Source organism: Streptomyces coeruleofuscus, assembly GCF_039532725.1.
Classification (GTDB): Bacteria; Actinomycetota; Actinomycetes; order Streptomycetales; family Streptomycetaceae; genus Streptomyces; species Streptomyces coeruleofuscus.
Genome location: NZ_BAAASE010000002.1, coordinates 317,535 through 338,663, shown reverse-complemented (window position 1 = coordinate 338,663; position 21,129 = coordinate 317,535). Strand labels below are relative to the sequence as shown.

The following is a 21,129-nucleotide window of genomic DNA, read 5'->3' as shown; positions in this document are numbered from 1 at the left end:
GACAGTCATGGCAACGGGCGATGCTCTTTCCACTCACGTCTTCGGCGTGCAGCTCGGCGGCTACCTGGTCGAGTCGATCCAGGAGATCAGCGGGCTGACCGTCGAGGAGGATGTCGTCGAGATCAAGCAGGTCAGCGCCGAGGGCAAGCAGATCATCCGCAAGCAGCCCGGCGGCCGGCAGGCCGGCGAGATCACGATCACGCGGGGACTCGACCAGAGCAGTGAGTTCACCAACTGGATCAAGGAGACCCTGAACAACGGCGCCGTGAACACCGCGCGGCAGAACCTCACCATCGAGATCAAGGATTCCGAGGGCACCACGGTCCGCCGTATCCAGCTGATGCAGGGCTGGGCCTCCAAGTGGGAGGGCCCGGCCCTGAAGGCGGGCGAGTCGTCCGCGGCCACCGAGTCCGTCACGATCGTGTTCGAGGAGATCATCGTCGAATGAGGCGCCGTACGGTGACGGCGGGCAACCTGGAGGAGATCCTCCAGGTCACGGCGCCCGCCCCGGCGACCGAGCAGGCGGCGGCACCCCCCGCCGCCGCCCCGCCGCCACGAGAGGACCACGGGCTGCGCACCGAGTTCGAGTTCGAACTGCCGCGCGGCTACGTCGACGAGGCGGGCACGGTGCACCGCCATGGCGCGATGCGCCTGGCCACCGCTCGTGACGAACTGCGGCCGCAGATCGACCTGCGGGTCAAGGAGAACCCGGCGTACCTGAGCGTGGTGCTGCTGAGCCAGGTGATCACCCGGATCGGCACCATCACCGATGTGCACGCCGGGGTCGTGGAACGGATGTACGCCACCGACGTCGCTTTCCTCCAGGACTTCTACCGCCGCGTCAACAGCGAGGGCCACACTCGCGCGGCGGTGACCTGCCCGCACTGCGAGGGCGGCTTCGAGGTCGACCTCTCGGGTGGGCGCCTGGGGGAATCGTGACGTACGCCCTTCCCCGGCTCCGGGAGGAGATCGCGTACATCGCCTATCACTTCCACTGGCCACGCGAGGAGATCCTCGACCTGACCCACGGCGAACGCCGGCAGTGGGTGGCCGAGATCGCCCGCATCAACACCCGCGTGAACGAAGGCGGTTGAGCACATGGCATGGCGGGACAGGCTGCGCCGCCGGGCCGCCGGACCGTTCGCCGCGGACTCCGCGCGGCGCACGGAGGACTCCGGTGCGGGTTCTGCCGCGCCCGGCGACCCGGGGCCCGCCGTTCCCGGTGACTGGGACGGCGGCTGGCGCCGTACCACGGCGCCGGAACTCACCGTCTCCCGTGCCCCGCTCGGCGTCAGCGACGGCCTCGCCTTCCGCGCGGGCCTCGCCGCTTGGCAGAACCCGTCGTTCGACACCGGCCTCGGCCACGCCCTGCTGCCCACGGCCCCGACCGGCCTGGTGCGCGGCGTCACCCGCGCGGCCGCCCCGCAGCCCGCACACACCGGCGGGGGGCCGCTGCTGCTCCGGGCGCTTCGGCCGGAGGGGGCGGACGGCCCGCGGGACGGTGCACCGGACGCCGGGGCGTCGAACGGCGCGGCCGGGCTGGCGGATGCCCCGCCACCGCAGGTGTCGCACCGGACGCGTCCGGGGGTACGGCCGTCCGGCCCCGCGCGGGCCGCTTCGGTCTCGTCCGGCTCGGTGTCGTCCGGCTCGGGGTCCTCCGGACCGGTGTCGTCCGGACCGGTGTCGTCCGGCTCGGGCTCGTCCGGCTCGGTCCAGTCCGGACCGGTGTCGTCCGGCTCGGTGTCCGCCGCACGGCCTTCCCGTAGCGGCTCCGGCGGTGGGGGGAGTGCGAACACGGGGTCCGGGCCGCAGTCCGTGGTGGCCCGACCCGGCGACAACAGCATCGCGGGGCCGGGCCGTTCGGGCGAGGTGCCTCGGGCTCGGGGCATCGCGTCCGCCGATTCCCCCGCCGTGCTCTCCCCGTCGACTCCCTCCGTCCAACGGGCCGCAGAGCCGGGCTCCGGACCGGTCGTGGCCCCCGACAGCACCGGCCACGGTCCGGCCGCTCCGGGGATTCCCCTGGTACGACGTGTGTCGGCGGTCCCGGGCGCGGCCGTCGACGGCGCCGTGGCCCGGCCCGCTTCCGGCGGGTCAGCCCCGCAGGCACGGTCCGGCGGCCCCACGCCCGACTCCGGGGGCGCATCCCGGCCGACGGCCGGCTCCGAGGACCGTACGCTGTCCGGCCGGCCCGTCCCACGCGCCGCTGAGAGGACGACGGGGACACGGTCCGCCCAGGGGGGCGGTCCGCCGGAAGCATCCCGTGCCGCCGGCGCCGACGTGTCCCACCCGGCCGTCCGACCGCGCCCGCTGGGGCCCACCCTGACCGTCGCCAGGCGCCCGGCCGGACCCGTGCGCCGCGTCCCCGCCCTGCGGCCCGCCACCACCCCGGCTCCCGGCAACGGCACGGCCCCGGACGCGCCCGGCCGCTCCTCCACCACGACCACACCGGCCCGGACGGGGGCGCCTTCGACCGCCCCCGCACAGGGCCGGGCCACGCGCGCGGGCAGCCGCGCGCCCCTCGGCGCCCCGCTGGGCGAACTGCCCGCCACGGCAGCGCCGCCGACGCAGGGCGCCCCCGTCCCGCACCCCACGCCCGGCCCGGCGCTGCCCGTCGTCCAGAGCCGCACGGACGGCACGGCCGGCACCCCGGACGCCTACGCCGGCGGGACGAGGGGAACGGCCCACGGCACCTCGGACGGCCCCGCCGCACCGGCCGACACCCCGCCCCGGCCCCCCGCCCGCACCGGGGCACGCGCGCGCGGCGGCCTGGGCGCGCCGCTGTCCGCGCTGCCGCCGAGCGCCGGACTGCCGGGCTCCACGGCGTCCGGCCCGGAGGTCCAGCGCGCCGCGGTGCGGCAGGACCGGGGACCCGAAGCCGCTCCGGTGCCGCCCACGACGGATCGCGAACCGACCCCCACCGAGGCCGCGTCCCGCGCGACGGGAGGAAGCGGAGCGGACGCGCCGCTTCTGGGGGCGGGCGACGTGCAGCGCCGTCTCGCAACCGACTCGTCCAGGGCGAGCGCCATGGAGCCCGGCCCCGCGCACCATGGGAGCGAGCCCGCCACGCCGCTGGTGACGCCGTCCACCGTCAAGGCCCCCCAGGGCCCGGCACCGGCGGGCGCCGCAGGAGACGCGCGACGACCCGGCACGGCGTCCGGCGGGGCTGGCTCCGGTGGGCAACTGCCTCTGAGCGGCCCTGGCGACGTCAGGTTCGGTCCGGCAACGCCCCGAAGCGGTGTGGGGGTGCCGACGGAGCGTTCGGGCCCCGAGGCCCCGGGCCCGGTCGTCGTCGCCCGGGCCGTGGCTGAAGGCGCGTCAGCAACGTCAGCAACGTCGGGTACGTCGGGTACGTCAGCAACGTCGGGCACATCGGGCGCCTCGGGCACCCGGACTCCCGGCGCGGCCGACCCGCTCCCCCTCACCGTGACCCGTTCCGCAGCGCACTCCGCCCCGGCTGCGCCCCGCACCCTCGCGCTGCTCGCCGCGCGCCCGCTCACTCTCAACACCCGGGCTCCGGAAGGGGTGGCAGCGCCCGCCGCCGCCCGCTCCGGCGACCGTCCCGTGGTGGCGGCGCGCTGGCCCGGCACACCGGCTGCCGCCAGGACGACCCCGGCTGCCGCCCGGACCGCCCCGGCACAACCGACCGCCTCCCGCTCCGGTGTACCGACCGCCCGCCAGGGCGGCTCCGCGCCGCCCGCCGGTCAGCCCGTGCGGCCGGCGCCGGGCGGGGCCGCGGCCGCCGCCCCGGCGACGCCGCGGATCCAGCGGGCCGCGGCCGTCCGCCCCGGACCGCAGGACCCGGGCGCGGGAAGCACCGGCTCCACGACGTCCGTTCAACGCGTCCCGGTCGTCCGGCCCGCCCCGCCCCGCCGGGAGGCACCCGGGACCGGAACGCCCGGCCCGGCCGCCGCCGTACCGGCGGGCTCCCTGCCGGTGACCGCACCGCAGGCGCCGCCGCTCACGCACCGCCCGTCGGCCATGCCGGTACCGGCATCGGCAGCGGCACCGGTGGGGCCTGTCCCCGTCGTCCGGCGGGCGACCCCGGTCCAGCGCGCCGGCTCCGGCGCCGGTGACGCCGTACCCAGGGGCGCACCCAAGGGCGTACCGGCCAAGGCGGTACCGGCGCGTGGCCGCCCGCGGTCGGCCTCCGTGTCCGCCACGCCGTCCGTCTCCGGCAAGGGCGCCGACCGGCGCGCGGAGCCACCGCAGGATCCCGGCCTCGACCTGGACGAGCTGGCGCGCCGCCTGCTCGACCCGGTGGCCCGGCTGCTGCGCACGGAACTGAGGCGCGGCCGGGAACGCACGGGCCGCCCCCACGACGGACGCCGCTGAGGCCACGGAACGGATGAGGTCACGGAACGGATGACGGACGAATGACGGACAGCATCTTCGCGACGAGCGTGTTCTTCCGGCTCGCGATCGGCGGCAACGACCTGGGCGCCTTCCACAGTTGCTCCGGCATGGGCGCCGAGGTCGAGATGGAGAGCTACGCCGAGGGCGGCAACAACGGCTTCACCTGGCAGCTGCCCGGGCGCGTGAGCTGGTCGAACATCACGCTCACCCGGCCGGTCACCGCCGACACGGCGAAGATCGGCCGCTGGCTCGACGAGACGCTGAAGCGGGTGGAACCCAAGGACGGCGAGATCGTGGCGCTGAAACCGGACCTGACCCGGATCATCGGCTGGCAGGTGTTCGGGATCGTCCCGGTGCGCTGGCAGGGGCCGTCCTTCGACCCCGCCAGCTCCGAGCCGGCGGTGGAGACCCTGGAGATCGCCCACGAGGGGCTGCGCCCTTCCTGACGGGCCCTTGCCCCCCACCCCACGTATCCGTCCCGGAAAGGAAGTCCCGGCATGTCCCCAGCTGTCCGCTCCAGCCGGGCCAGGGCCCAGCTGACCCTGAAGGAACCCCCCGCTTCGGTCGGTGCGAAGCCCGGCGGGACGATCGCGCGGCTCGACCTGCAGTTCAACCCCTCCACCCTGGAGCTGCGCAAGACCACCGAGTGGCGGCGCTCCCCGTCCCGGATGGCGGGGCAGTCGGCGCTGCCCGAGTTCGTCGGCAGCGGCCCGCGCGAGCTGAGCCTGGAGGTGTTCCTGGACGCCACCGCCACCCACGACAACTCCGTGGAGCAGGCGGTGGAGAAGCTGATGAAGGCATGCGTGCCGACCCCGGCCAGCCTCGGCCGCAAGAAGCCGGCCAGTCCCTGGGTGCGGTTCGAGTGGGGCACCGCGCGGACGACCTCGTTCGACGGGGTGCTCTCCAGCCTGTCGGTGTCGTACACGCTGTTCGACGTGGACGGCAAGCCGCTGCGGGCCACCTGCGCGCTGTCGATCGAGGAGGCGAGCGTCGACCCGCCGGGCCAGAACCCGACGTCCGGCGCGCGCACCGCCCGCAGCACGCACACCGTGGTGGCGGGCGACAGCCTGGCCCTGCTGGCCTGGCGGGAGTACGGCGACGCGACGGCCTGGCGGGTCATCGCGGAGGCGAACGGAATCGACGACCCGATGGCGCTCGTGCCCGGCACCGAACTGGTGGTGCCGGGGCTGCGGGACGCGGGCGGTGAGGAGGAGCGGTGACCACACCCGAGGCACGGGGCGGCCGGTCGTTCGCGGCGGACCCGGTCATCGAGACGCCCGCCGAACTTCCGCCGGTCTGGGCCGCCCAGCTGGTGAGCTGCGTGGTGGACGAGAACGTGGGCCTGCCGGACGCGGCCGTGCTCACCTTCCGCGACCCCGACCACGAGTTCCTGAGGGCGGCCGGCATCACCATCGGCACCCCCCTGCGCGTGTCGGTGGTGACGGCGGCCGGGCAGGCCCGCGAGCGGCTGTTCAACGGCGAGGTGACGGCCCTGGAGGTGGACCGGGACCGCACGGGCTCGTTCACCGTGGTGCGCGCCTACTCCAAGGCACACCGTCTCCAGCGGGGCCGGAAGGTCGTGGCGTACCGGAACATGACGGCGGCGGCGATCGTCCGCAAGGTGGCCGCCGGGGCCGGGCTGGCCTGCGGGACCGTGGAGGCCGCGCCGGTCACCTACCGGCAGCTGTCGCAGGCGAACGTGTCCGACTGGGACTTCCTCCAGTACCTGGCGGCCGAGAGCGGCGCGCAGGTGCGCGTCGACGACAAGGGGCTGCTCCAGTTCACCCGGCCGCAGAAGGCGTCCGGGGCGCCCGCGCCGTCGACCCCGGCCACCCGGAACCCGATGGTGCTGGAGTACGGGCGGAACCTGCTGGCGCTGCGGGCCTCGCTGTCGGCCGCGGACGGCGCGTCGCAGGTGGAGGTGCGCGGCTGGGACGTCACCACGAAGCGGCCGCTGGTGGCCCGGCAGCCGTCGGTGACCAGTGACACGGTGGTGCCGGGCCTGAGCCCGGCGTTCGCCGCCCGGTTCGGCAAGTCGGCCAAGCTGACGGTCACCGACACCCCCTACCGCACCCAGGCCGAGACGACGGCGGTCGCCGACGCGACGGCCGCTCAGGTCAGCGCGGGCTTCGGGGAGCTGGAAGCGGTGGCCGAGGGAAACCCCCGGCTGCGCGCGGGCAGGCCGGTGGCGCTCGGCAATGTCGGGCAGGCGTTCTCGGGCAAGTACACGGCGACGGCGGTGCAGCACGTCCTGGAGCCGCACGGCGGGTACCGGACGACGGTGTGGGTCAGCGCCAGCCCGGACCGTTCCCTGACGGGTCTGGTGACGGGCGCCAACGCGCCGGGCCGCGGACCGCGTATCCCGGGGCTCGCGATCGGCGTGGTGACGGACGTGCGCGAGCCGGGCGGCGCCGAGAGCGGCGCGGTGAAGCTGAAGTTCCCCTGGCTGGACGACACGTACACCACCGACTGGGTGCGCACCGTGCAGTGGGGTGGCAAGGGCGGCGGAGGCGTGGTGAGCCCCGAGGTCAACGACGAGGTCCTGGTGGGCTTCGAACAGGGCCTGCTGGACAGCCCGTACGTCATCGGAGGGCTCTACAACGGGGTCGACAAGCCGTCGCCGCACGACGTCCCGCTGATCGACAAGACCACCGGGAAGGTCAACCGCCGCTCCGTCGTGTCGCGTTCGGGGCACCGGGTGGAGCTGCTGGACGCGCGGGCCCCGGGCCGCTCCGGGGTGCGGCTGACGACCGGTGACGAACGCCTCGAAGTGTTCCTGGACGACCGGCAGGACCGGATCGAGCTGACGGTGTACGCCAGGGGCCGGCAGCCCCTCACCTCCGTCCTGCTCGACAAGACGGGCATCACCCTGGACGCGGGACGGGGCAACGTGAGCGTGTCGGGCCGGAACGTGGACATCCAGGGCAGGGTCGGAGTGAAGATCGGCGGCCGTTCGGTGAGCGTCACCGGCAGTTCGGACGTCACCGTCGACGGCGGCCTGCTGGGCGTCCTCAAGGCCAAGCTCATCCGGATCAACTGACCCTGTCCCCTACTGCCGTAAGGAGCGCCGCATGCCGGCCGCAGCCCGTACCGGTGACCCCACCGACCACGGCGGTGTGATCGCCACCCCGCCGCCCGCCGCCGCCAGGGCGGTGGCGACCGTACTGATCGGCGGCCGCCCCGCCGCCGTCGTGGGCAGCCTGCACACCTGCCCGATGCCGCCGCACGCGGCCACGGGCCCGGCCAACGTGATCCTGCCCAACCCGGCCGCGGCCGCCGCGGGCACGGTCCTCGTCGGCGGGCTGCCGGCCGCGCGGGCACGCGACCGGACCGCGTGCGGCGCGATGGTCCTGACCGGCGCCCCGAACGTCCTGATCGGGGGCGTGTGATGAGCGAGCGGTTCATCGGGCGTGGCTGGGCGTTCCCGCTGCGGGTCGGGCCGACCGGCGGCATCGCCATGGTCGAGAAGGACCGGGAGATCGAGGAGGCGATCCACCTGGTGCTCGGCACCGCGCCCGGCGAACGCCCCATGCGCCCCGAGTTCGGCTGCGGCATCCACGACTACGTCTTCGCCCCCGGCGACGGCGCCACCGCCGGACGCGTCGCGCAGCAGGTGCGCGAGGCCCTTGAGCGGTGGGAGCCGCGCATCACGGTGGACGACGTGGTGGTCGCCTTCGACGCCGTCGAGGACGGCACGCTCTACATCGACGTGCACTACACGGTGCGCTCCACCAACGACCGGCGCAACCTGGTCTTCCCCTTCTACACGATCCCCTCCGAGGAGGGGGCCGAGGAAACGGTCGCCGACTGATGGCCCTGCCCTCCCCGAACCTGGACGACCGGCGGTTCCAGCAACTCGTCGACGAGGCGAAGCGGTACGTGCAGCAGCGTGCCCCGGAGTGGACCGACCACAACGTCTCCGACCCGGGCGTCACCCTGATCGAGACGTTCGCCTACCTCGTGGACCAGTTGCTGTACCGGCTGAACCGGGTCCCGGACAAGAACTACACCGCGTTCCTCGACCTGTTGGGCATCCGCAGGTTCCCGCCGGCCGCGGCCGTGGCCGAGGTCGACTTCTGGCTGTCGGCGCCGCAGCCCGACACGGTGGCGCTGCCCGCGGGCACCGAGGTGACCACCGCGCGCGGCGAGACCGACGAGGCCGTGGTGTTCACGACCACCGGTGAACTGCGCATCCTGCCCAGTGAGTTGACACGTCTGGTGACCGCGTACCGGTCAGGTGAGCAGACCGACCGGACCGGAACGCTCGCCGAGGGCCGCGACATCCCCTGCTTCCAGGCGGCACCGGAGCCGGGTGACGCGCTGCTGTTCGGCCTGCCGACGGCGGTGCCGCGCTGCGTCGTCGCGGTGCGCCTGGACAGCCGCGTGGAGGGCGTCGGCGTGGACCCGCGCCAGCCCCCGCTCGTGTGGGAGGCGTGGGACGGCGGCGGCTGGCGGGTGTGCGAGACCGGCACGGACACCACCGGCGGGCTGAACCGGCCCGGCGAGGTCATCGTGTACGTACCGGCCGGGCACACGGCGTCGGTGATCGGCGGGACCCGGGCCGGATGGCTGCGCTGCCGCGTCACCGAGGCGGAGCCGGGCCAGCCGTTCTACTCGGAGTCCCCGACGGTGCGCGAGGCGGCGGTGTTCACGGTGGGCGGCACCATGTCCGTCGAGCACGCCGAGACCGTGACCGACGTGCCGCTCGGCACCTCGGAGGGCGTCGCGGGACAGACGTTCCGGCTCGGCCGCCCGCCCGTCCTCCTCGGCGCCGAGCCCCCCGTCGTGGAGGTGTCCTCGCCCGAGGGGTGGCAACGCTGGGGCCTGGTCGAGCACTTCGGCCGCTCCGGACCCGCCGACCGGCACGTCCGCGTGGACGCCACCACCGGGGAGTTCGGCTTCCCCCCGGTGCTGCGCGAGCCGGACGGCACGCTGCGGCAGTGCGGTGCCGTACCGCCCAAGGGCGCCCAGGTGCGGGTGGCCCGCTATCGCACCGGCGGCGGTCCGGCCGGCAACGTCGCCCGTGGCGCGATCTCCGTGCTGCGCAGCTCCGTTCCCTACGTCGCCCGGGTCACCAACCGGGAGGCGGCGCGCGGTGGTGTCGCCGGAGAGACCGTCGAGAACGCCAAGCTGCGGGCGCCGGACGCGCTGCGGATGCAGGAACGCGCGGTGACCGCCGAGGACTACGAGATCATCAGCCGCCAGGCGGCGCCCTCGGTGCGCCGGGTCCGGTGTCTGCCCGCCGCGGACGGTGCGGGCGCGGTGCGGGTCCTGGTGGTGCCGGACGCGGTGGCCGACGAGGGCGACGACCGGCTCCGCTTCGAGCAACTGATCCCCTCCGACCAGGTACTGGAAGCGATCACCCGGAGCCTCGACGAGCGGCGCCTGATCGGCACCCGCCTCGTGGTGGAGCCGCCGGTCTACCAGGGCGTCACCGTGGTGGCCCGGCTCGCGGCGGCACCGGGCGACACGGACCGCGTGCGCGACGCCGCGCTCGCCGCGCTGTTCCGGCACCTCAACCCGCTGGTCGGCGGCCCGGACGGAACCGGCTGGCCCTTCGGGCGGCCGGTTCAGTACGGCGACGTCTTCGGCGTCCTCCAACGCGCCGCCGGCAGCGCGCTCGTGGAGGAGATCCGCCTCTTCCCCGCCGACCCGATCACCGGCCGGCGCGGCGCGCCGACGGACCGCATCGACGTGGCCGCGGGCGCACTGGTCTTCTCCTACCAGCACCAGGTGGTCGTCACGGTCGCCGAGGCGGAGGTACGCGGATGAGCCGCGCCGCCGTACCCGGCCTGCCGAGCAGGTACCCGATCGGCGGGCAACTGCCGGCCCTGTACGCCGACGACGACTTCGCGCAGCGCTTCACCGCCGGTCTCGACACCGTCCTCGCCCCGGTGTTCGCGACCCTCGACAACCTGCCCGCCTACCTCGACCCACGGGTGACGCCGACCGACTTCCTGGCCTGGCTGGCGTCGTGGGTGGGCGCCGCCGACGACCCGCAGTGGCCCGAGGAACTGCGCCGCGAAGCGGTCGTCCGCGCGGTGGAGCTGCACCGGTGGCGCGGCACCAGGCGTGGCCTGGTCGAGGGCCTGCGGCTCACGCTCGGAGTGCACGCCGAGGTGACCGGGGACGGCGGCGCGACGTGGTCGAGCACCGCCGGTGCCGAGCTGCCGCCGGAGCCCTCCGCGGAGATTCTGGTCCGGGTGTGGCCGGGCCGCGAGGCACGGGTGGACCCGGACCGGGCCCGCGAGATCGTCCGGGCCATGTGCCCGGTGCACACCGTCTGCCGGGTGGAGGTCCTGCCCGGCCCGCCCGCCGACGAAGGGAGGTGACGCCATGCGCGCGTGTCCCTCGTGCGGGGCGTCCAACGGCTCCACGGACGACTTCTGTGGCAACTGCGGTGCCTACCTGGGCTGGTCGGACACCGGGCCGGCCCCGAGCCCGCCCTCGGAGCCCGCGGACGCACCGGACCCCACCCCGCCGGTCTCCATCCCGCCCGACGCCACCCCGGCGTCCGCATCACTCCCGGCGGCGGACCGGCCCACGGCCGCCGAGCCCGGCCGCAGCTCGTCGTCCCGCACCTGGCTGACGGGCCTTAGCCGCGGCGGCGGCGAGGCGGGGGCGGCGAACACGGTCGGCTCAGGGCCGGGATACGACGAGGGCCTCGGAGCCGCCCCTGGCCAGGACGCGCGCCCGAGCCCTCCGCCCCGGGCCGACGCCGACGCCGACGCCGACGCCGACCATGCCGGTACCGAGCCCCCCGCTCCCGCACAGGGCCCCACGCCCGGCGTTGGCGAGGGCACGGGCACCGATGGAACGCCCGGCGGTGGCGAGGGCACCCGCACTGGCGGAACGCCCGCCGGTGGTGAGGGCACCCGCACTGGCGGAACGCCCGCCGGTGGTGAGGGCACCAGCACTGGCGGAACGCCCCGCGACGGCGAGATCACCCGCACCGACGGAACACCCCGTGCCGGTGAGGCCCCCCGCACCGCTGGGGCTCCCCCCACCACGGCACCCGTGTCCGCGGCGCCCGCCGGGACCACCGGGTCCGGACCCACCGCGTCCGGGCCCACCGCGTCCGGACCCGTGGCACGGCCACCGCGACGGCCGGCCCCACCGCCCGCCCCCACCCCCGCTCCCGCCACCCGAGACACCCCAGGCCCTCGAACCCCGGCCAGACCCGTCCCCGAGGCGTCGGCTCCCGACCCCATACAGCCCGTACGTCCCGCGAAGCCGGTGGCCCCGCGCCCCGTCGTGCGGCCCGTGGCGGAGCCGGACGAAGCGACGGGGACGCCCTGCCCCGCCTGTGGCACGCCCAACCCGCCGAGTCGCCGGTTCTGCCGGCGCTGCGCGTCCGAGCTGAACCCCACCGCGAAGCCCGCCCCGCTGCCGTGGTGGCGGACCGTGTGGCCGCTGCGCCGCCGGGTGCGGGCGGGCTCGGGCCGGGCGGTGCGGTTCCTGGTGATCCTGGCCGTGGTGGCGGCTCTGTGCGCGGGCGGCCTCCTGCTGCTGCCGGCCGGACGCGCCCTGGTCGAGGACACCCGGGACAAGCTGGGCAAGCCGAAACCCGTGACCCCGGTGGGCATCGAGGCGAGCGTCGAGATCCCCCGGCACCCGGCGACGAACACCACGGACGGGCTGAACAACCGCTACTGGGCCGCGCCCGCGCCGGGTGCTTCGGTGACCTACACCTTCCGCAAGCCGTTCCGGCTGGTCGACCTCATCATCACCAACGGCGCGTCCGCGTCTGCGGAGGCATACGCCCGCCAGGCCCGCGCGCTCCAGCTCGAACTGGAGGTGACGAAGCAGGACGGCAAGCGGCACCACAAGCAACTCAGCCTCAGCGACAAGCCAGGCCCGCAGACGATCCCGACCGGAATCAGCGACGCGAAGACGGTACGCCTGGTCCTGCGCTCGCCCGTCGGCCTGACCGGGGGCCGGCACCTGGCCCTGGCGGAGGTGGAGTTCTTCCAGCGAGGCTGACCCACCACCCGGGCGGTGCTCTACGCCGACTGATCCGCCGGCTGATTCGCCGGTTGATCCGCCGGCCCGCTCCTGGCCAGGCGGGCACGGCTCCGGCGGTCGTACGCCCCCTGGGCCGCCTCCCGCAGACGCACGTAGAAAGGATTGTCCTGGCTGGTCCGCCACATGTGCAGATAGATCAGCATCTGGTTGAGCACGGTGTCGTACTCGACCAGCGCACCTGACGCGTCGCCGGCCGCCCTGCCCCAGCCGACCAGGCGCTCCTTCTGCGCGGCGGTGATCTTGCCCGCCTTCTCGAACGCCTCCGCGTACCGCTCCAGCTTGTGCGGCTGGGCGCCGTAGACCAGCTTTTCTTCCAGCATCCCCTGCTGGAAGTCGTCGAACTCGGGGTTCCCGGCCAGCGCCGCCTTCAGCTCACCGAGCGCCTTCTTGCGTTCCGCCGCCAGCGCCGCGACCTCCTCGTCGGTCGCCCCGGACCGCACCAGCTCCATCACCGGGCTGCTGCCGAACGCCTGATGGGCCGCGACATGGGTCAGTTCGTGGGCGATGTGCCCGAGCAGGAAGGAGGTGCCACCCCTGGTCTGGGTGTCGACGTTGAACGTGTACGCCGCGCTTCCGCCGTCACCGGCCGGGTTGAGCTTCATGCCCGGCATGCCGCCCTGCGGGTACTGCATCACCGTCACCAGGGGCACCACGGCCATCAGTTCCCCGATGACGGCGCGCGTCTCCTCCGGCAGTACCCGGTCCTCGCGCAGCGCCCCCAGCTTCTGGACGAACTCGCCCATCATCGCGTGGAACCGGTCGGCCGAGACGGCCTGGGCCGCCTTCTGGGCCTCACCGGCCGGACCGCGGATGTCGAGGTCGGGGTTCTTCCCCTCGCTCATCATGCGGTCGAGTTCGGTCAGCAGGTCCCGGAAGACCGCCTCGGGGTCCAGCTGTCCCTGTGCCGCTTCGGCCTGCTGGCCGAGCTGCTCGGTGCCCCTGACGCGCGACCCGCCCTCGGACTTGTGGGCGGCGTAGTCGCCGCACGCCCTGACGATGTCCTTGAGGGCGAGCAGCCGGGCGCCCTGTTTGGCACTCGGCAGGGCGTAGAACGCCCTGAGCGCCTTGTCCACCTTGGTGATCTCCGAGCGGCCACGCAGCCCGGAAGCCGCCGTGCTCTGCTTGAACTCGTCCTCGGTCATCATCCGGGACACCGTGATCATCCGCGACACGGCCGTGTTGCCCGCGGTGCTCTGCAGGGCGGCGAGGGAGCGAGGGTCACGGCTGTTCCGTACCGAGGACACGGACGGCGCGCTGTGTGCCTGCCCGGGGGTCTCATGAGTACGCATGGAGCCACGCTAGGCGGGCGGGGACGCGGGCCCCAGGGACAGAAGGGCACGGCGGGGGCAGCCCCCGTTGCCCGGCACCGCGCGCCCGGCCTCGCCCCCGTCACGCGAGTCCGTCGTCCTCCGGGCCGTAGCCCTGTCCTCGCACCGTCGGCGTCGTGCGGAAACCAAGGGGGGACAAAACTCTCCCCGTCACAGGCGCTACTCGCGGTGCCAGACTTCCCACATGGACGGCCGCGGAAAGGCGCGCGGTCGCCCAGGTCTGCGGTGACAACGATCCCGTCTCCTGCCGTGCCGCTCTGTACGGCCGATCCGTCCGTGATGCGAAGGCGTATCCATGTCCATTGACCTCCCTGAATCTGCTGTTCCACCCCCCACCGGACCCGGCGAGTCCTCCTCGGCGCCCAGCCGGCGCACCTTCATCGCCACCAGTGCCGCGGTCGGTGGTGCCGTCGTGGCCGGAGGGACGTTCCTCGCGGTCCCGGACGAAGCCACCGCCGAGGGGGCGTCGCCTTCCAGCCGGGTGTCGTTGACGGTCAACGGCACCCGCCGGACCGTGACGGTCGACAACCGCACCTCGCTGCTGGACCTGCTGCGCGAGCACCTCGGCCTGACCGGCTCGAAGAAGGGCTGCAACGCCGGTGCCTGCGGGGCGTGCACCGTGCTGGTCGACGGCCACCGGGTCAACTCCTGCCTGACGCTGGCCGTGCGGCTGGAGGGCGCCGAGGTCACCACCGTCGAGGGTCTGGCGGACGGTGACCGGCTGCACCCGTTGCAGCAGGCCTTCATCGACGAGGACGCCTTCCAGTGCGGCTACTGCACGCCCGGCCAGATCGTCTCCGGGGTGGGCTGCATCCAGGAGGGGCACACCGGTTCGCCGGAGGAGATCCGGGAGTGGATGAGCGGCAACATCTGCCGCTGCGGCTGTTACGTCAAGATCGTGCGCGCGGTCGAGCAGACCGCGGGCCGGAAGTAAGGAGCGGCCCACCGTGCACCCCTTCGCCTACACCCGCGTCTCCGACACCCGTGAGGCCCTCAAAGCCGGTAGCGCGGGCGGTCGTTACCTCGCCGGCGGTACCACCCTGGTCGACCTGATGCGCGAGACCGTCGAGCGCCCCGGGACCCTGGTCGACATCTCCGGCCTGCCGCTGCGCGACATCCTCGTCACCAAGGAGGGCGGCCTGCGCATCGGCGCCCTGGTGCGGATGTCCGAGGCCGCCGCCCACCCCGCGGTGCGCGCCGCCTACCCGGTCGTCTCCCGGGCGCTGGAGCTGAGCGCCTCGGCCCAGCTGCGCAACATGGCCACCATCGGCGGCAACATCATGCAGCGCACCCGCTGCACGTACTTCCGGGACGTGACGGCCGACTGCAACAAGCGCGAGCCCGGCTCCGGTTGCGCGGCACTGCACGGCGTCAACCGCTCGCACGCGATCCTCGGCACCTCCGGCCACTGCGTCGCCACGCACCCCTCCGACGTCGCCGTGGCCTTCGCGGCACTGGAGGCGCGAGTGCGCCTGCTGGGCCCCGACGGAGAGCGTGTAGTCCCCTTCGCCGACTTCCTGTTGCGCCCGGGGAGCACACCGCAGCGTGAACAGGCCGTCAGGAAGGGCGAGTTGATCACGACGATCGAGATCCCGGCGCTTCCGCGTCCCCTCGAGTCGGGCTACCTGAAGGTGCGCGACCGGCAGTCCTACGAGTTCGCCCTGACCTCAGCGGCGGTCGCCCTGCACATCCGGGGCGGGGTGATCCGGGAGGCGAAGGTCGCCGCCGGGGGAGTGGGCACCGTCCCCTGGAAGCTGCCCGCCGTCGAGCGGCACCTCATCGGCGAGCGCCCCTCGGACGCCCTGTGGGCAGCGGCCGCGGAGAAGGCGACGGAGGGGGCCCGCCCTCTGCGGCACAACCGCTTCAAGGTCGCGCTGCTGAAGCGGACCGTCGAACGCCAGCTGCGCATCGTAGGAGGTACGAAGTGAGCCCCCAGCCGCAGGCAGCCGTGGGCGCGCCGCTGTCCCGGGTGGACGGGCGGCTGAAGGTCACCGGCCAGGCGCGGTACGCCGCCGAGTCCGACGTCGACGGGGCGGTGCACGCGGTCATCGTCGACGCGAGCATCGGCCGCGGGCGTGTCACGGGCGTCGACACGGACGACGCCGAAGCCGTCCCGGGTGTGCTGCGGGTGATCCACCACGGCAACGCGCCGACACTGCCGTACCGCGACAACTCCTCCGGTTCGAACAACCTGCCCGGCCGCAAGCTGCGCGTCTTCCAGGACGACCGGGTCCTCTTCCACGGCCAGCCGGTCGCCGTCGTGGTGGCCACCACGCTGGAGGCCGCGCAGCACGGCGCGAGCCTGGTGAAGGTCCGCTACGACGCCGAGCGGCCCACCACGGACCTCGCCGAGGGCGAGCCGGGCGAGCCGACCAGGTACGCGCGCGGCGACGTGGCAGCCGGCCTGCGCGACGCGGACGTGCGGCTGGACCTGACGTACCGCTTGGCGCGCAACCACCACAACCCGATGGAGCCGCACGCCACCATCGCCCGCTGGGACGGCAACCGGCTGACCGTGTGGGACAAGACCCAGTGGGTGCCCGGTACTCAGCTGGAGCTCTCCACGGTGTTCGGTGTGCCGCTGGACTCCGTGCGGGTCATCAACCCGTACGTCGGGGGCGGCTTCGGCAGCGGGCTGCGCTGCTGGCCGCACACCGTGGTCGCCGCGCTGGCCGCGCGGGTCACGGGCCGGCCGGTCAAGCTGGTCCTGACCCGCAGGCAGATGTACTTCGGCACCGGCTTCCGGCCCTCCTACGACTACCGGCTGAGCCTCGGCGGCGACCGGAACGGCCGCCTGGTCGCCGCGGACCACCGGATCGACGCGGAGACCTCGTCGTACGAGACGTTCACCGAGGCCGTCATGACGCCCGGCCAGATGCTCTACAGCACGCCCGGCGTCCGCCAGGCCTATCGCACCGTGCCGCTGGACGTGCACACCCCGATCTGGATGCGCGGCCCCGGCGCCGCCACGGGGGTCTTCGTCGTCGAGTCGGCCATGGACGAACTCGCCCACGAGCTCGGCATCGACCCGATCGAACTGCGCCGCCGCAACGAGCCGGCCCAGGACCCGTCCGACAACGCGCCGTTCTCCACGCGCCGGCTGCTGGAGTGCTACACGGTCGGCGCCCGCGAGTTCGGCTGGCAGCGCCGCAAACCGAAGCCGCGCTCCACGCGGGACGGCGACTGGCTGATCGGCATGGGCATGGCCGCGGGCGTGTACCACACCGCAGTCTCCCCGGCCCAGTCCCGCGCCCGCCTCAACGCCGACGGCACGGCGGTGATCGAGTGCGCCACCAGCGACATGGGCCCGGGCACGTACACCTCCCAGACCCAGGTCGCCGCCGACGCGCTCGGGCTGGCCGTGCGCGCGGTCGACTTCCGGCTCGGCGACTCCCGCTACCCGCCGACCCCGCCGCACGGCGGTTCCCAGACCATGGCCAGCGTCGGCTCCGCCACGCTCGACGTCTGCGACCAGCTCCGGCGGCAGGCGATCCGACTGGCCGTCGAGGACGAGGAATCCCCGCTGCACGGGGTGTCGCCCGACGACATCGTGGTCCGGGGCGGCCGCCTGCACGTGCAGGGGAACCCGGCGCGCGGCGAGTCCTACCAGCGGCTGCTGACCCGCAACGGCCGCGCCCGCCTCGAAGCGGACACCTCCTTCACCCCGCCGAGGGGCGAGCGGTTCTCCATCAGCGGCTACAGCGCGACCTTCACCGAGGTGGCGGTGGACGCGACGCTCGGTCTGGTGCGGGTGCGGCGGATGCTCTCCGTGTACGACGCGGGCCGCATCATCAGCCCCAAGCTGGCGGACAGCCAGGCCATCGGCGGCATGGTGGGCGGCATCGGCCAGGCGCTGCTGGAGCACACGGTCACCGACCACCGTGACGGCCGGATCGTCAACGCCAACCTCGCCGACTACCTGGTCCCGGTCAACGCCGACATCCCCGACCTCAGGGCGATCTACCTCGACGGGGAGGACTACGACGCCGACCCGCTCGGCGTGAAGGGCCTTGCCGAGCTGGTGATCTGCGGCGTCGCGCCCGCCCTCGCCAACGCGGTCTTCAACGCCACCGGCCGCCGCGTCCGCGAACTGCCCATCACGGCGGAGGCGTTGCTCTGAGGAGCAGGGAGAAGGACCCATGCTGAACATCGCGGACACACTGCACCGCTGGTGCCGCGCAGCACGTCCCTTCGCGTTGGCCACCGTCGTCGACGTCACCGGCAGCGCACCGCTGCCGGTCGGCACGGCGGTCGCGGTGGACGAGGACGGCAAGGCGGTCGGCAGCATCTCCGGCGGCTGCGTCGAGGGCGCGGTCTACGAGCTGTGCCGGCAGGTGCTCCACCACGGGGGAGCTCCCCAGCGCGCCTGGTTCGGCTACTCCGACGACGACGCCTTCGCCGTGGGCCTGACCTGCGGCGGTGAACTCGACGTCCTCGTCCAGCGCGTCGACCCCGCGACGCACCCGCACCTCGCGACCGCCCTCGCCGAGGTCGTGGAGGGCCGGCCCGCCGCCGTCGCCCAGGTCGTCGAGGGCCCGGAGGACCTGGTCGGCGGGACGCTGTACGTCGACGCGGCGGGAGGCGTCCGGCACGGCACACCGCACAGCCCGCTGCCCGCAGCACTGCGCCGGGAGATCGGCGCACGGGCGTGGGCGCTGCTGCGGGCCGGACGCACGGCCCGGGCGGAGGTCGGCGGGGATGGCGGCACCTGCCCGGAACGACTCTCGGTGCTGGTCCACGTCCACGCCTCCCGCCCCCGCCTGCTGGTCTTCGGAGCGGTCGACTTCGCCGCCGCCCTGAGCCGGACCGGGGCCTTCCTCGGCTATCGCGTCACCGTCTGCGACGCCCGCCCCGTCTTCGCCACCCCCGCCCGCTTCCCGCACGCCGACGAGATCGTCGTCGACTGGCCCCACCGCTACCTGGAACGCGCAGAAGTCGACGCCCGCACCGCGATCTGCGTCCTCACCCACGACGCCAAGTTCGACATCCCCCTGCTCCGCCTGGCCCTCGACCTGCCCGTCGGCTACGTCGGCGCGATGGGCTCCCGGCGCACCCACGACGAACGCCTGCGCCTCCTGACCGAGGCAGGCGTGACCGAGGAGCGGCTGGCCCGGCTGCGCTCCCCGATCGGCCTCGACCTCGGCGCCCGCACCCCCGAGGAGACAGCGATCTCCATCAGTGCGGAGATCGTCGCCCACACCAACCGGGGAACGGGCCTGCCCTTGTCCCACCTGTCCGGCCCGATCCACCGGGACCGGGCACCGGTGCCCTGATACGTCTCGCAGCCGGTTCGCGGCCGTTTCCCGCCCGTGGAGGGCCCCGGGACAGGCAGCCGAATAGGATGTGGACTCATGTCGAACCCTGATGAGCTGCTCGTCGCCATTTCCGCCGCGGTGGAATCCGAGCGAAGCAATCAGATGTCACTGACCGTGGTCGTCGGCGGCGCCGTCATCACCGGCCGGTTGGCTCCCGAGGCCGTGTGGAGGGAGCGGGTGGCGGAGGTCCTGAAGGACTCGGACCACCTCGGCCCGTTCTCCGACGTCTTCACCCGCGGCCCGCGCCAGAACCGGCCCGGCCACGGCGAGACCCCCACGCACCTGCACTTCCACCTCGCCCGGATCCTCCAGGGCAGCCTCGGCATCCCCGAGACGGGCGGTATGTACCGAGTCGCGATCGAGGACGTCAGCGCGTGGACCGTGGGCGATTTCAGCTACATCGACCAGTGAGTCGCTGCCCTCGCTCCCTCGCTCGACCGAACTTCCCACCCGGACGCCGGCCGGCCCCTCGGCCGGCCGCGTCCGTCATTCGCTGACCAGTCGTACGGCCTGCCGGGCGAGCTCGGCGTCCAGCGAGCCCGTACGCCGGACGCTGCCCTGGCCCGAACGCGTCCTGCCACCGGCTGCCGTCGGTACCCGTCGTGAACCTGTTGCGAACTCGCGGCGTCTTCTGGTTCACAATGATTGATCCCATTGCCGTTCTCCCATTGAGCCTCTATCGAGCACATCAGCCGAAAAATTCATATCTAGGACGTAGCGGGTGTTTTCGCGAATAACCAACAGAAGTCCGTTGACCGCTCGGCGTCAGTGGCGAGCGTTGCTGTGGGCCACAGTGGCCGTGGCGGCTCTTGGACTCGTTGTCGCACTGGAGATCGCCGCACGCCGCTACGGACAGCCGGGGCCGGTCGCCGACCAGCTCAAAGCGGCGGTGTTCGCCCCGAAACCGGGGCCGCTGTACGGCGGTCTGGTGTTGATGTCGGTGGTGCTCACCTGGCGGCAACGGATCATCGCGGTGGGTGCCGCGATCGGCATGGACGGCGTCCTCCTGCTGGTGCGGTGGACGGCCGGCGTCGAAGTGGCCGACGCTCATTTCTTCGGAAACGGCGCGCTGCTGGTGATGCTGGGCTGTGCGGTCATCGCCGTCACGCGCCGCACCGGCCGGGAACGCGTCCTGCTGTTGAAGGGCGTCGGGCTGGGCCTGCTGCTCGTGGCCGGCCGCAAGTCCGGCGACGCCTGGCTGCTGATCACCTCGAAGACCCGCCCGGCGGTGCTCGACCAGTTCGTGGCGACCGCCGACCACGCGCTGGGCAACCCCTCGTGGCTGGCGGGCCGCATGCTCCAGGCCACCGGCCCGATCGGCATCAACGTTCTCGACCTGGTCTACGCGAAGCTCGCGGTGGCCGCGATCGTCGTCGCGCTGTACCAGCTGCGTCACGTAGCGGTCGAGCGCCGCTTCCCGAGCCATCATCTGGTGCGCACGTTCCTGGTGATCGGCCTCCTCGGGCCGGGCATCTACATGCTCTTCCCGGTGGTCGGACCGGTCTTCGCCTACGGCCCGGGCGCTTCCGGCACCGGCGGCGTGCAGTGGGCGGCGGCCGATCTGTGGCCGCACACGCCGCTGCCGATCGGCACGCCGCACCTGATGTCGTACGACGACATCACCCCGCGGAACTGCATGCCCAGCCTCCACACGGCATGGGCCACCGCGATCTTCATCCACACCCGCAAGGGCCCGAGGATCCTGCGCTTCGCCGGTACGTTCTGGCTGATCGCCACGCTCGCCGCGACGCTGGGATTCGGCTACCACTACGGCGTGGATCTCATCGCCGGCGTGGTGTTCGCGCTCACCATCGAGGCAGCGCTGCGTGCGCTCGACCGTGGCTGGGACCGGCCGGGGATCCAGCTGGTCGTCTACGGCACCACGGTCTTCGCCGCGCTGCTGGTGTCGTACCGCTATCTCCCGATGGAGATGGCGCGGCATCAGGAGCTCTCCGGATCACTGCTCCTTCTGGCGATGGCCTCAGTGGTCTACGGCTACGTACGGACCACCAGACTGTGGGAACCGACGGCTGTCGTCACGCGGCGACCGGAGCCGCAGCCCGAACCGGCTTGACGGGCCGCTCACGCGCAAGACCGCGCACAGCGGG

Annotated in this window: 19 protein-coding genes; 18 read left to right on the top strand and 1 reads right to left on the bottom strand. The window is 73.7% G+C overall.

From position 1 onward, the window contains the following. Nucleotides 1-7: 7 nt before the first annotated feature. Genes ABFX81_RS08675 through ABFX81_RS08620 form a run of 12 tightly spaced genes read left to right on the top strand, consistent with a single transcriptional unit; the run spans nucleotide 8 to nucleotide 12,336 of the window. Nucleotides 8-448, top strand: coding sequence for a phage tail protein (locus ABFX81_RS08675; protein WP_086853787.1), 441 nt, complete (start codon nucleotides 8-10; stop codon nucleotides 446-448). Then, nucleotides 445-939 (top strand): hypothetical protein, encoded by a 495-nt coding sequence (locus ABFX81_RS08670; RefSeq protein WP_086853790.1) that lies wholly within the window; start codon nucleotides 445-447, stop codon nucleotides 937-939. The genes ABFX81_RS08675 and ABFX81_RS08670 overlap by 4 nt, the downstream gene beginning before the upstream one ends. Beyond that, entirely contained in the window at nucleotides 936-1,094 is a 159-nt protein-coding gene (locus ABFX81_RS08665; protein WP_166681600.1) for a DUF6760 family protein, read from the top strand. The genes ABFX81_RS08670 and ABFX81_RS08665 overlap by 4 nt, the downstream gene beginning before the upstream one ends. Nucleotides 1,095-1,098: 4 nt before the next feature. After that, nucleotides 1,099-4,332, top strand: a complete 3,234-nt coding sequence (locus ABFX81_RS08660; RefSeq protein WP_346137863.1) for a hypothetical protein — start codon at nucleotides 1,099-1,101, stop codon at nucleotides 4,330-4,332. A gap of 41 nt (nucleotides 4,333-4,373) precedes the next feature. Beyond that, nucleotides 4,374-4,799 (top strand): phage tail protein, encoded by a 426-nt coding sequence (locus ABFX81_RS08655; protein WP_086854629.1) that lies wholly within the window; start codon nucleotides 4,374-4,376, stop codon nucleotides 4,797-4,799. 51 nt (nucleotides 4,800-4,850) lie between these two features. After that, nucleotides 4,851-5,573 (top strand): CIS tube protein, encoded by a 723-nt coding sequence (locus ABFX81_RS08650; RefSeq protein ID WP_086854628.1) that lies wholly within the window; start codon nucleotides 4,851-4,853, stop codon nucleotides 5,571-5,573. After that, complete coding sequence (locus ABFX81_RS08645; RefSeq protein WP_086854627.1) at nucleotides 5,570-7,393, top strand: VgrG-related protein; 1,824 nt, start codon at nucleotides 5,570-5,572, stop codon at nucleotides 7,391-7,393. Before ABFX81_RS08650 ends, ABFX81_RS08645 begins: the two co-directional genes overlap by 4 nt. Nucleotides 7,394-7,424: 31 nt before the next feature. After that, complete coding sequence (locus ABFX81_RS08640; RefSeq protein WP_086854626.1) at nucleotides 7,425-7,742, top strand: PAAR domain-containing protein; 318 nt, start codon at nucleotides 7,425-7,427, stop codon at nucleotides 7,740-7,742. Next, on the top strand, nucleotides 7,742-8,164 hold the full coding sequence (locus tag ABFX81_RS08635) for a GPW/gp25 family protein (protein WP_086854625.1): 423 nt from the start codon (nucleotides 7,742-7,744) through the stop codon (nucleotides 8,162-8,164). The genes ABFX81_RS08640 and ABFX81_RS08635 overlap by 1 nt, the downstream gene beginning before the upstream one ends. Beyond that, a complete protein-coding gene (locus ABFX81_RS08630; protein WP_086854624.1) occupies nucleotides 8,164-10,125 on the top strand; it encodes a putative baseplate assembly protein in 1,962 nt (653 codons plus the stop codon). The genes ABFX81_RS08635 and ABFX81_RS08630 overlap by 1 nt, the downstream gene beginning before the upstream one ends. Continuing rightward, a complete protein-coding gene (locus ABFX81_RS08625; protein ID WP_086854623.1) occupies nucleotides 10,122-10,685 on the top strand; it encodes a phage tail protein in 564 nt (187 codons plus the stop codon). Before ABFX81_RS08630 ends, ABFX81_RS08625 begins: the two co-directional genes overlap by 4 nt. A 4-nt stretch (nucleotides 10,686-10,689) precedes the next feature. Further along, the gene (locus ABFX81_RS08620) at nucleotides 10,690-12,336 is read left to right on the top strand and encodes a zinc ribbon domain-containing protein (protein ID WP_346137862.1); all 1,647 of its coding nucleotides are present in this window, start codon (nucleotides 10,690-10,692) and stop codon (nucleotides 12,334-12,336) included. Between the two features lie 20 nt (nucleotides 12,337-12,356). Here ABFX81_RS08620 and ABFX81_RS08615 read toward each other — a convergent pair whose 3' ends face one another. Further along, nucleotides 12,357-13,667: a hypothetical protein gene (locus tag ABFX81_RS08615; protein WP_086852109.1), complete on the bottom strand. Its 1,311-nt coding sequence runs from the start codon at nucleotides 13,665-13,667 to the stop codon at nucleotides 12,357-12,359. 334 nt (nucleotides 13,668-14,001) lie between these two features. On the opposite strand from ABFX81_RS08615, the gene ABFX81_RS08610 reads away from it, so the two are divergent. From ABFX81_RS08610 to ABFX81_RS08585, 6 genes are all read left to right on the top strand, one after another. Beyond that, complete coding sequence (locus tag ABFX81_RS08610) at nucleotides 14,002-14,640, top strand: 2Fe-2S iron-sulfur cluster-binding protein (protein ID WP_086852111.1); 639 nt, start codon at nucleotides 14,002-14,004, stop codon at nucleotides 14,638-14,640. A gap of 13 nt (nucleotides 14,641-14,653) precedes the next feature. Next, nucleotides 14,654-15,634: an FAD binding domain-containing protein gene (locus tag ABFX81_RS08605; protein WP_086852113.1), complete on the top strand. Its 981-nt coding sequence runs from the start codon at nucleotides 14,654-14,656 to the stop codon at nucleotides 15,632-15,634. Beyond that, a complete protein-coding gene (locus ABFX81_RS08600; RefSeq protein WP_086852115.1) occupies nucleotides 15,631-17,826 on the top strand; it encodes a molybdopterin cofactor-binding domain-containing protein in 2,196 nt (731 codons plus the stop codon). Before ABFX81_RS08605 ends, ABFX81_RS08600 begins: the two co-directional genes overlap by 4 nt. Before the next feature lie 19 nt (nucleotides 17,827-17,845). Continuing rightward, on the top strand, nucleotides 17,846-18,979 hold the full coding sequence (locus ABFX81_RS08595) for an XdhC family protein (protein WP_346137861.1): 1,134 nt from the start codon (nucleotides 17,846-17,848) through the stop codon (nucleotides 18,977-18,979). A gap of 78 nt (nucleotides 18,980-19,057) precedes the next feature. Then, entirely contained in the window at nucleotides 19,058-19,432 is a 375-nt protein-coding gene (locus ABFX81_RS08590) for a hypothetical protein (RefSeq protein WP_086841558.1), read from the top strand. Nucleotides 19,433-19,799: 367 nt separating this feature from the next. After that, a complete protein-coding gene (locus ABFX81_RS08585) occupies nucleotides 19,800-21,095 on the top strand; it encodes a phosphatase PAP2 family protein (RefSeq protein ID WP_428837157.1) in 1,296 nt (431 codons plus the stop codon). Nucleotides 21,096-21,129: the final 34 nt, after the last annotated feature.

Coding starts and splice junctions, on each gene's coding strand:
- ABFX81_RS08675 (WP_086853787.1), top strand. CDS start 8: ATGGCAACGGGCGATGCTCTTTCCACTCACGTCTTCGGCGTGCAGCTC.
- ABFX81_RS08670 (WP_086853790.1), top strand. CDS start 445: ATGAGGCGCCGTACGGTGACGGCGGGCAACCTGGAGGAGATCCTCCAG.
- ABFX81_RS08660 (WP_346137863.1), top strand. CDS start 1,099: ATGGCATGGCGGGACAGGCTGCGCCGCCGGGCCGCCGGACCGTTCGCC.
- ABFX81_RS08655 (WP_086854629.1), top strand. CDS start 4,374: ATGACGGACAGCATCTTCGCGACGAGCGTGTTCTTCCGGCTCGCGATC.
- ABFX81_RS08650 (WP_086854628.1), top strand. CDS start 4,851: ATGTCCCCAGCTGTCCGCTCCAGCCGGGCCAGGGCCCAGCTGACCCTG.
- ABFX81_RS08640 (WP_086854626.1), top strand. CDS start 7,425: ATGCCGGCCGCAGCCCGTACCGGTGACCCCACCGACCACGGCGGTGTG.
- ABFX81_RS08635 (WP_086854625.1), top strand. CDS start 7,742: ATGAGCGAGCGGTTCATCGGGCGTGGCTGGGCGTTCCCGCTGCGGGTC.
- ABFX81_RS08630 (WP_086854624.1), top strand. CDS start 8,164: ATGGCCCTGCCCTCCCCGAACCTGGACGACCGGCGGTTCCAGCAACTC.
- ABFX81_RS08625 (WP_086854623.1), top strand. CDS start 10,122: ATGAGCCGCGCCGCCGTACCCGGCCTGCCGAGCAGGTACCCGATCGGC.
- ABFX81_RS08620 (WP_346137862.1), top strand. CDS start 10,690: ATGCGCGCGTGTCCCTCGTGCGGGGCGTCCAACGGCTCCACGGACGAC.
- ABFX81_RS08615 (WP_086852109.1), bottom strand. CDS start 13,667: ATGCGTACTCATGAGACCCCCGGGCAGGCACACAGCGCGCCGTCCGTG.
- ABFX81_RS08610 (WP_086852111.1), top strand. CDS start 14,002: ATGTCCATTGACCTCCCTGAATCTGCTGTTCCACCCCCCACCGGACCC.
- ABFX81_RS08595 (WP_346137861.1), top strand. CDS start 17,846: ATGCTGAACATCGCGGACACACTGCACCGCTGGTGCCGCGCAGCACGT.
- ABFX81_RS08590 (WP_086841558.1), top strand. CDS start 19,058: ATGTCGAACCCTGATGAGCTGCTCGTCGCCATTTCCGCCGCGGTGGAA.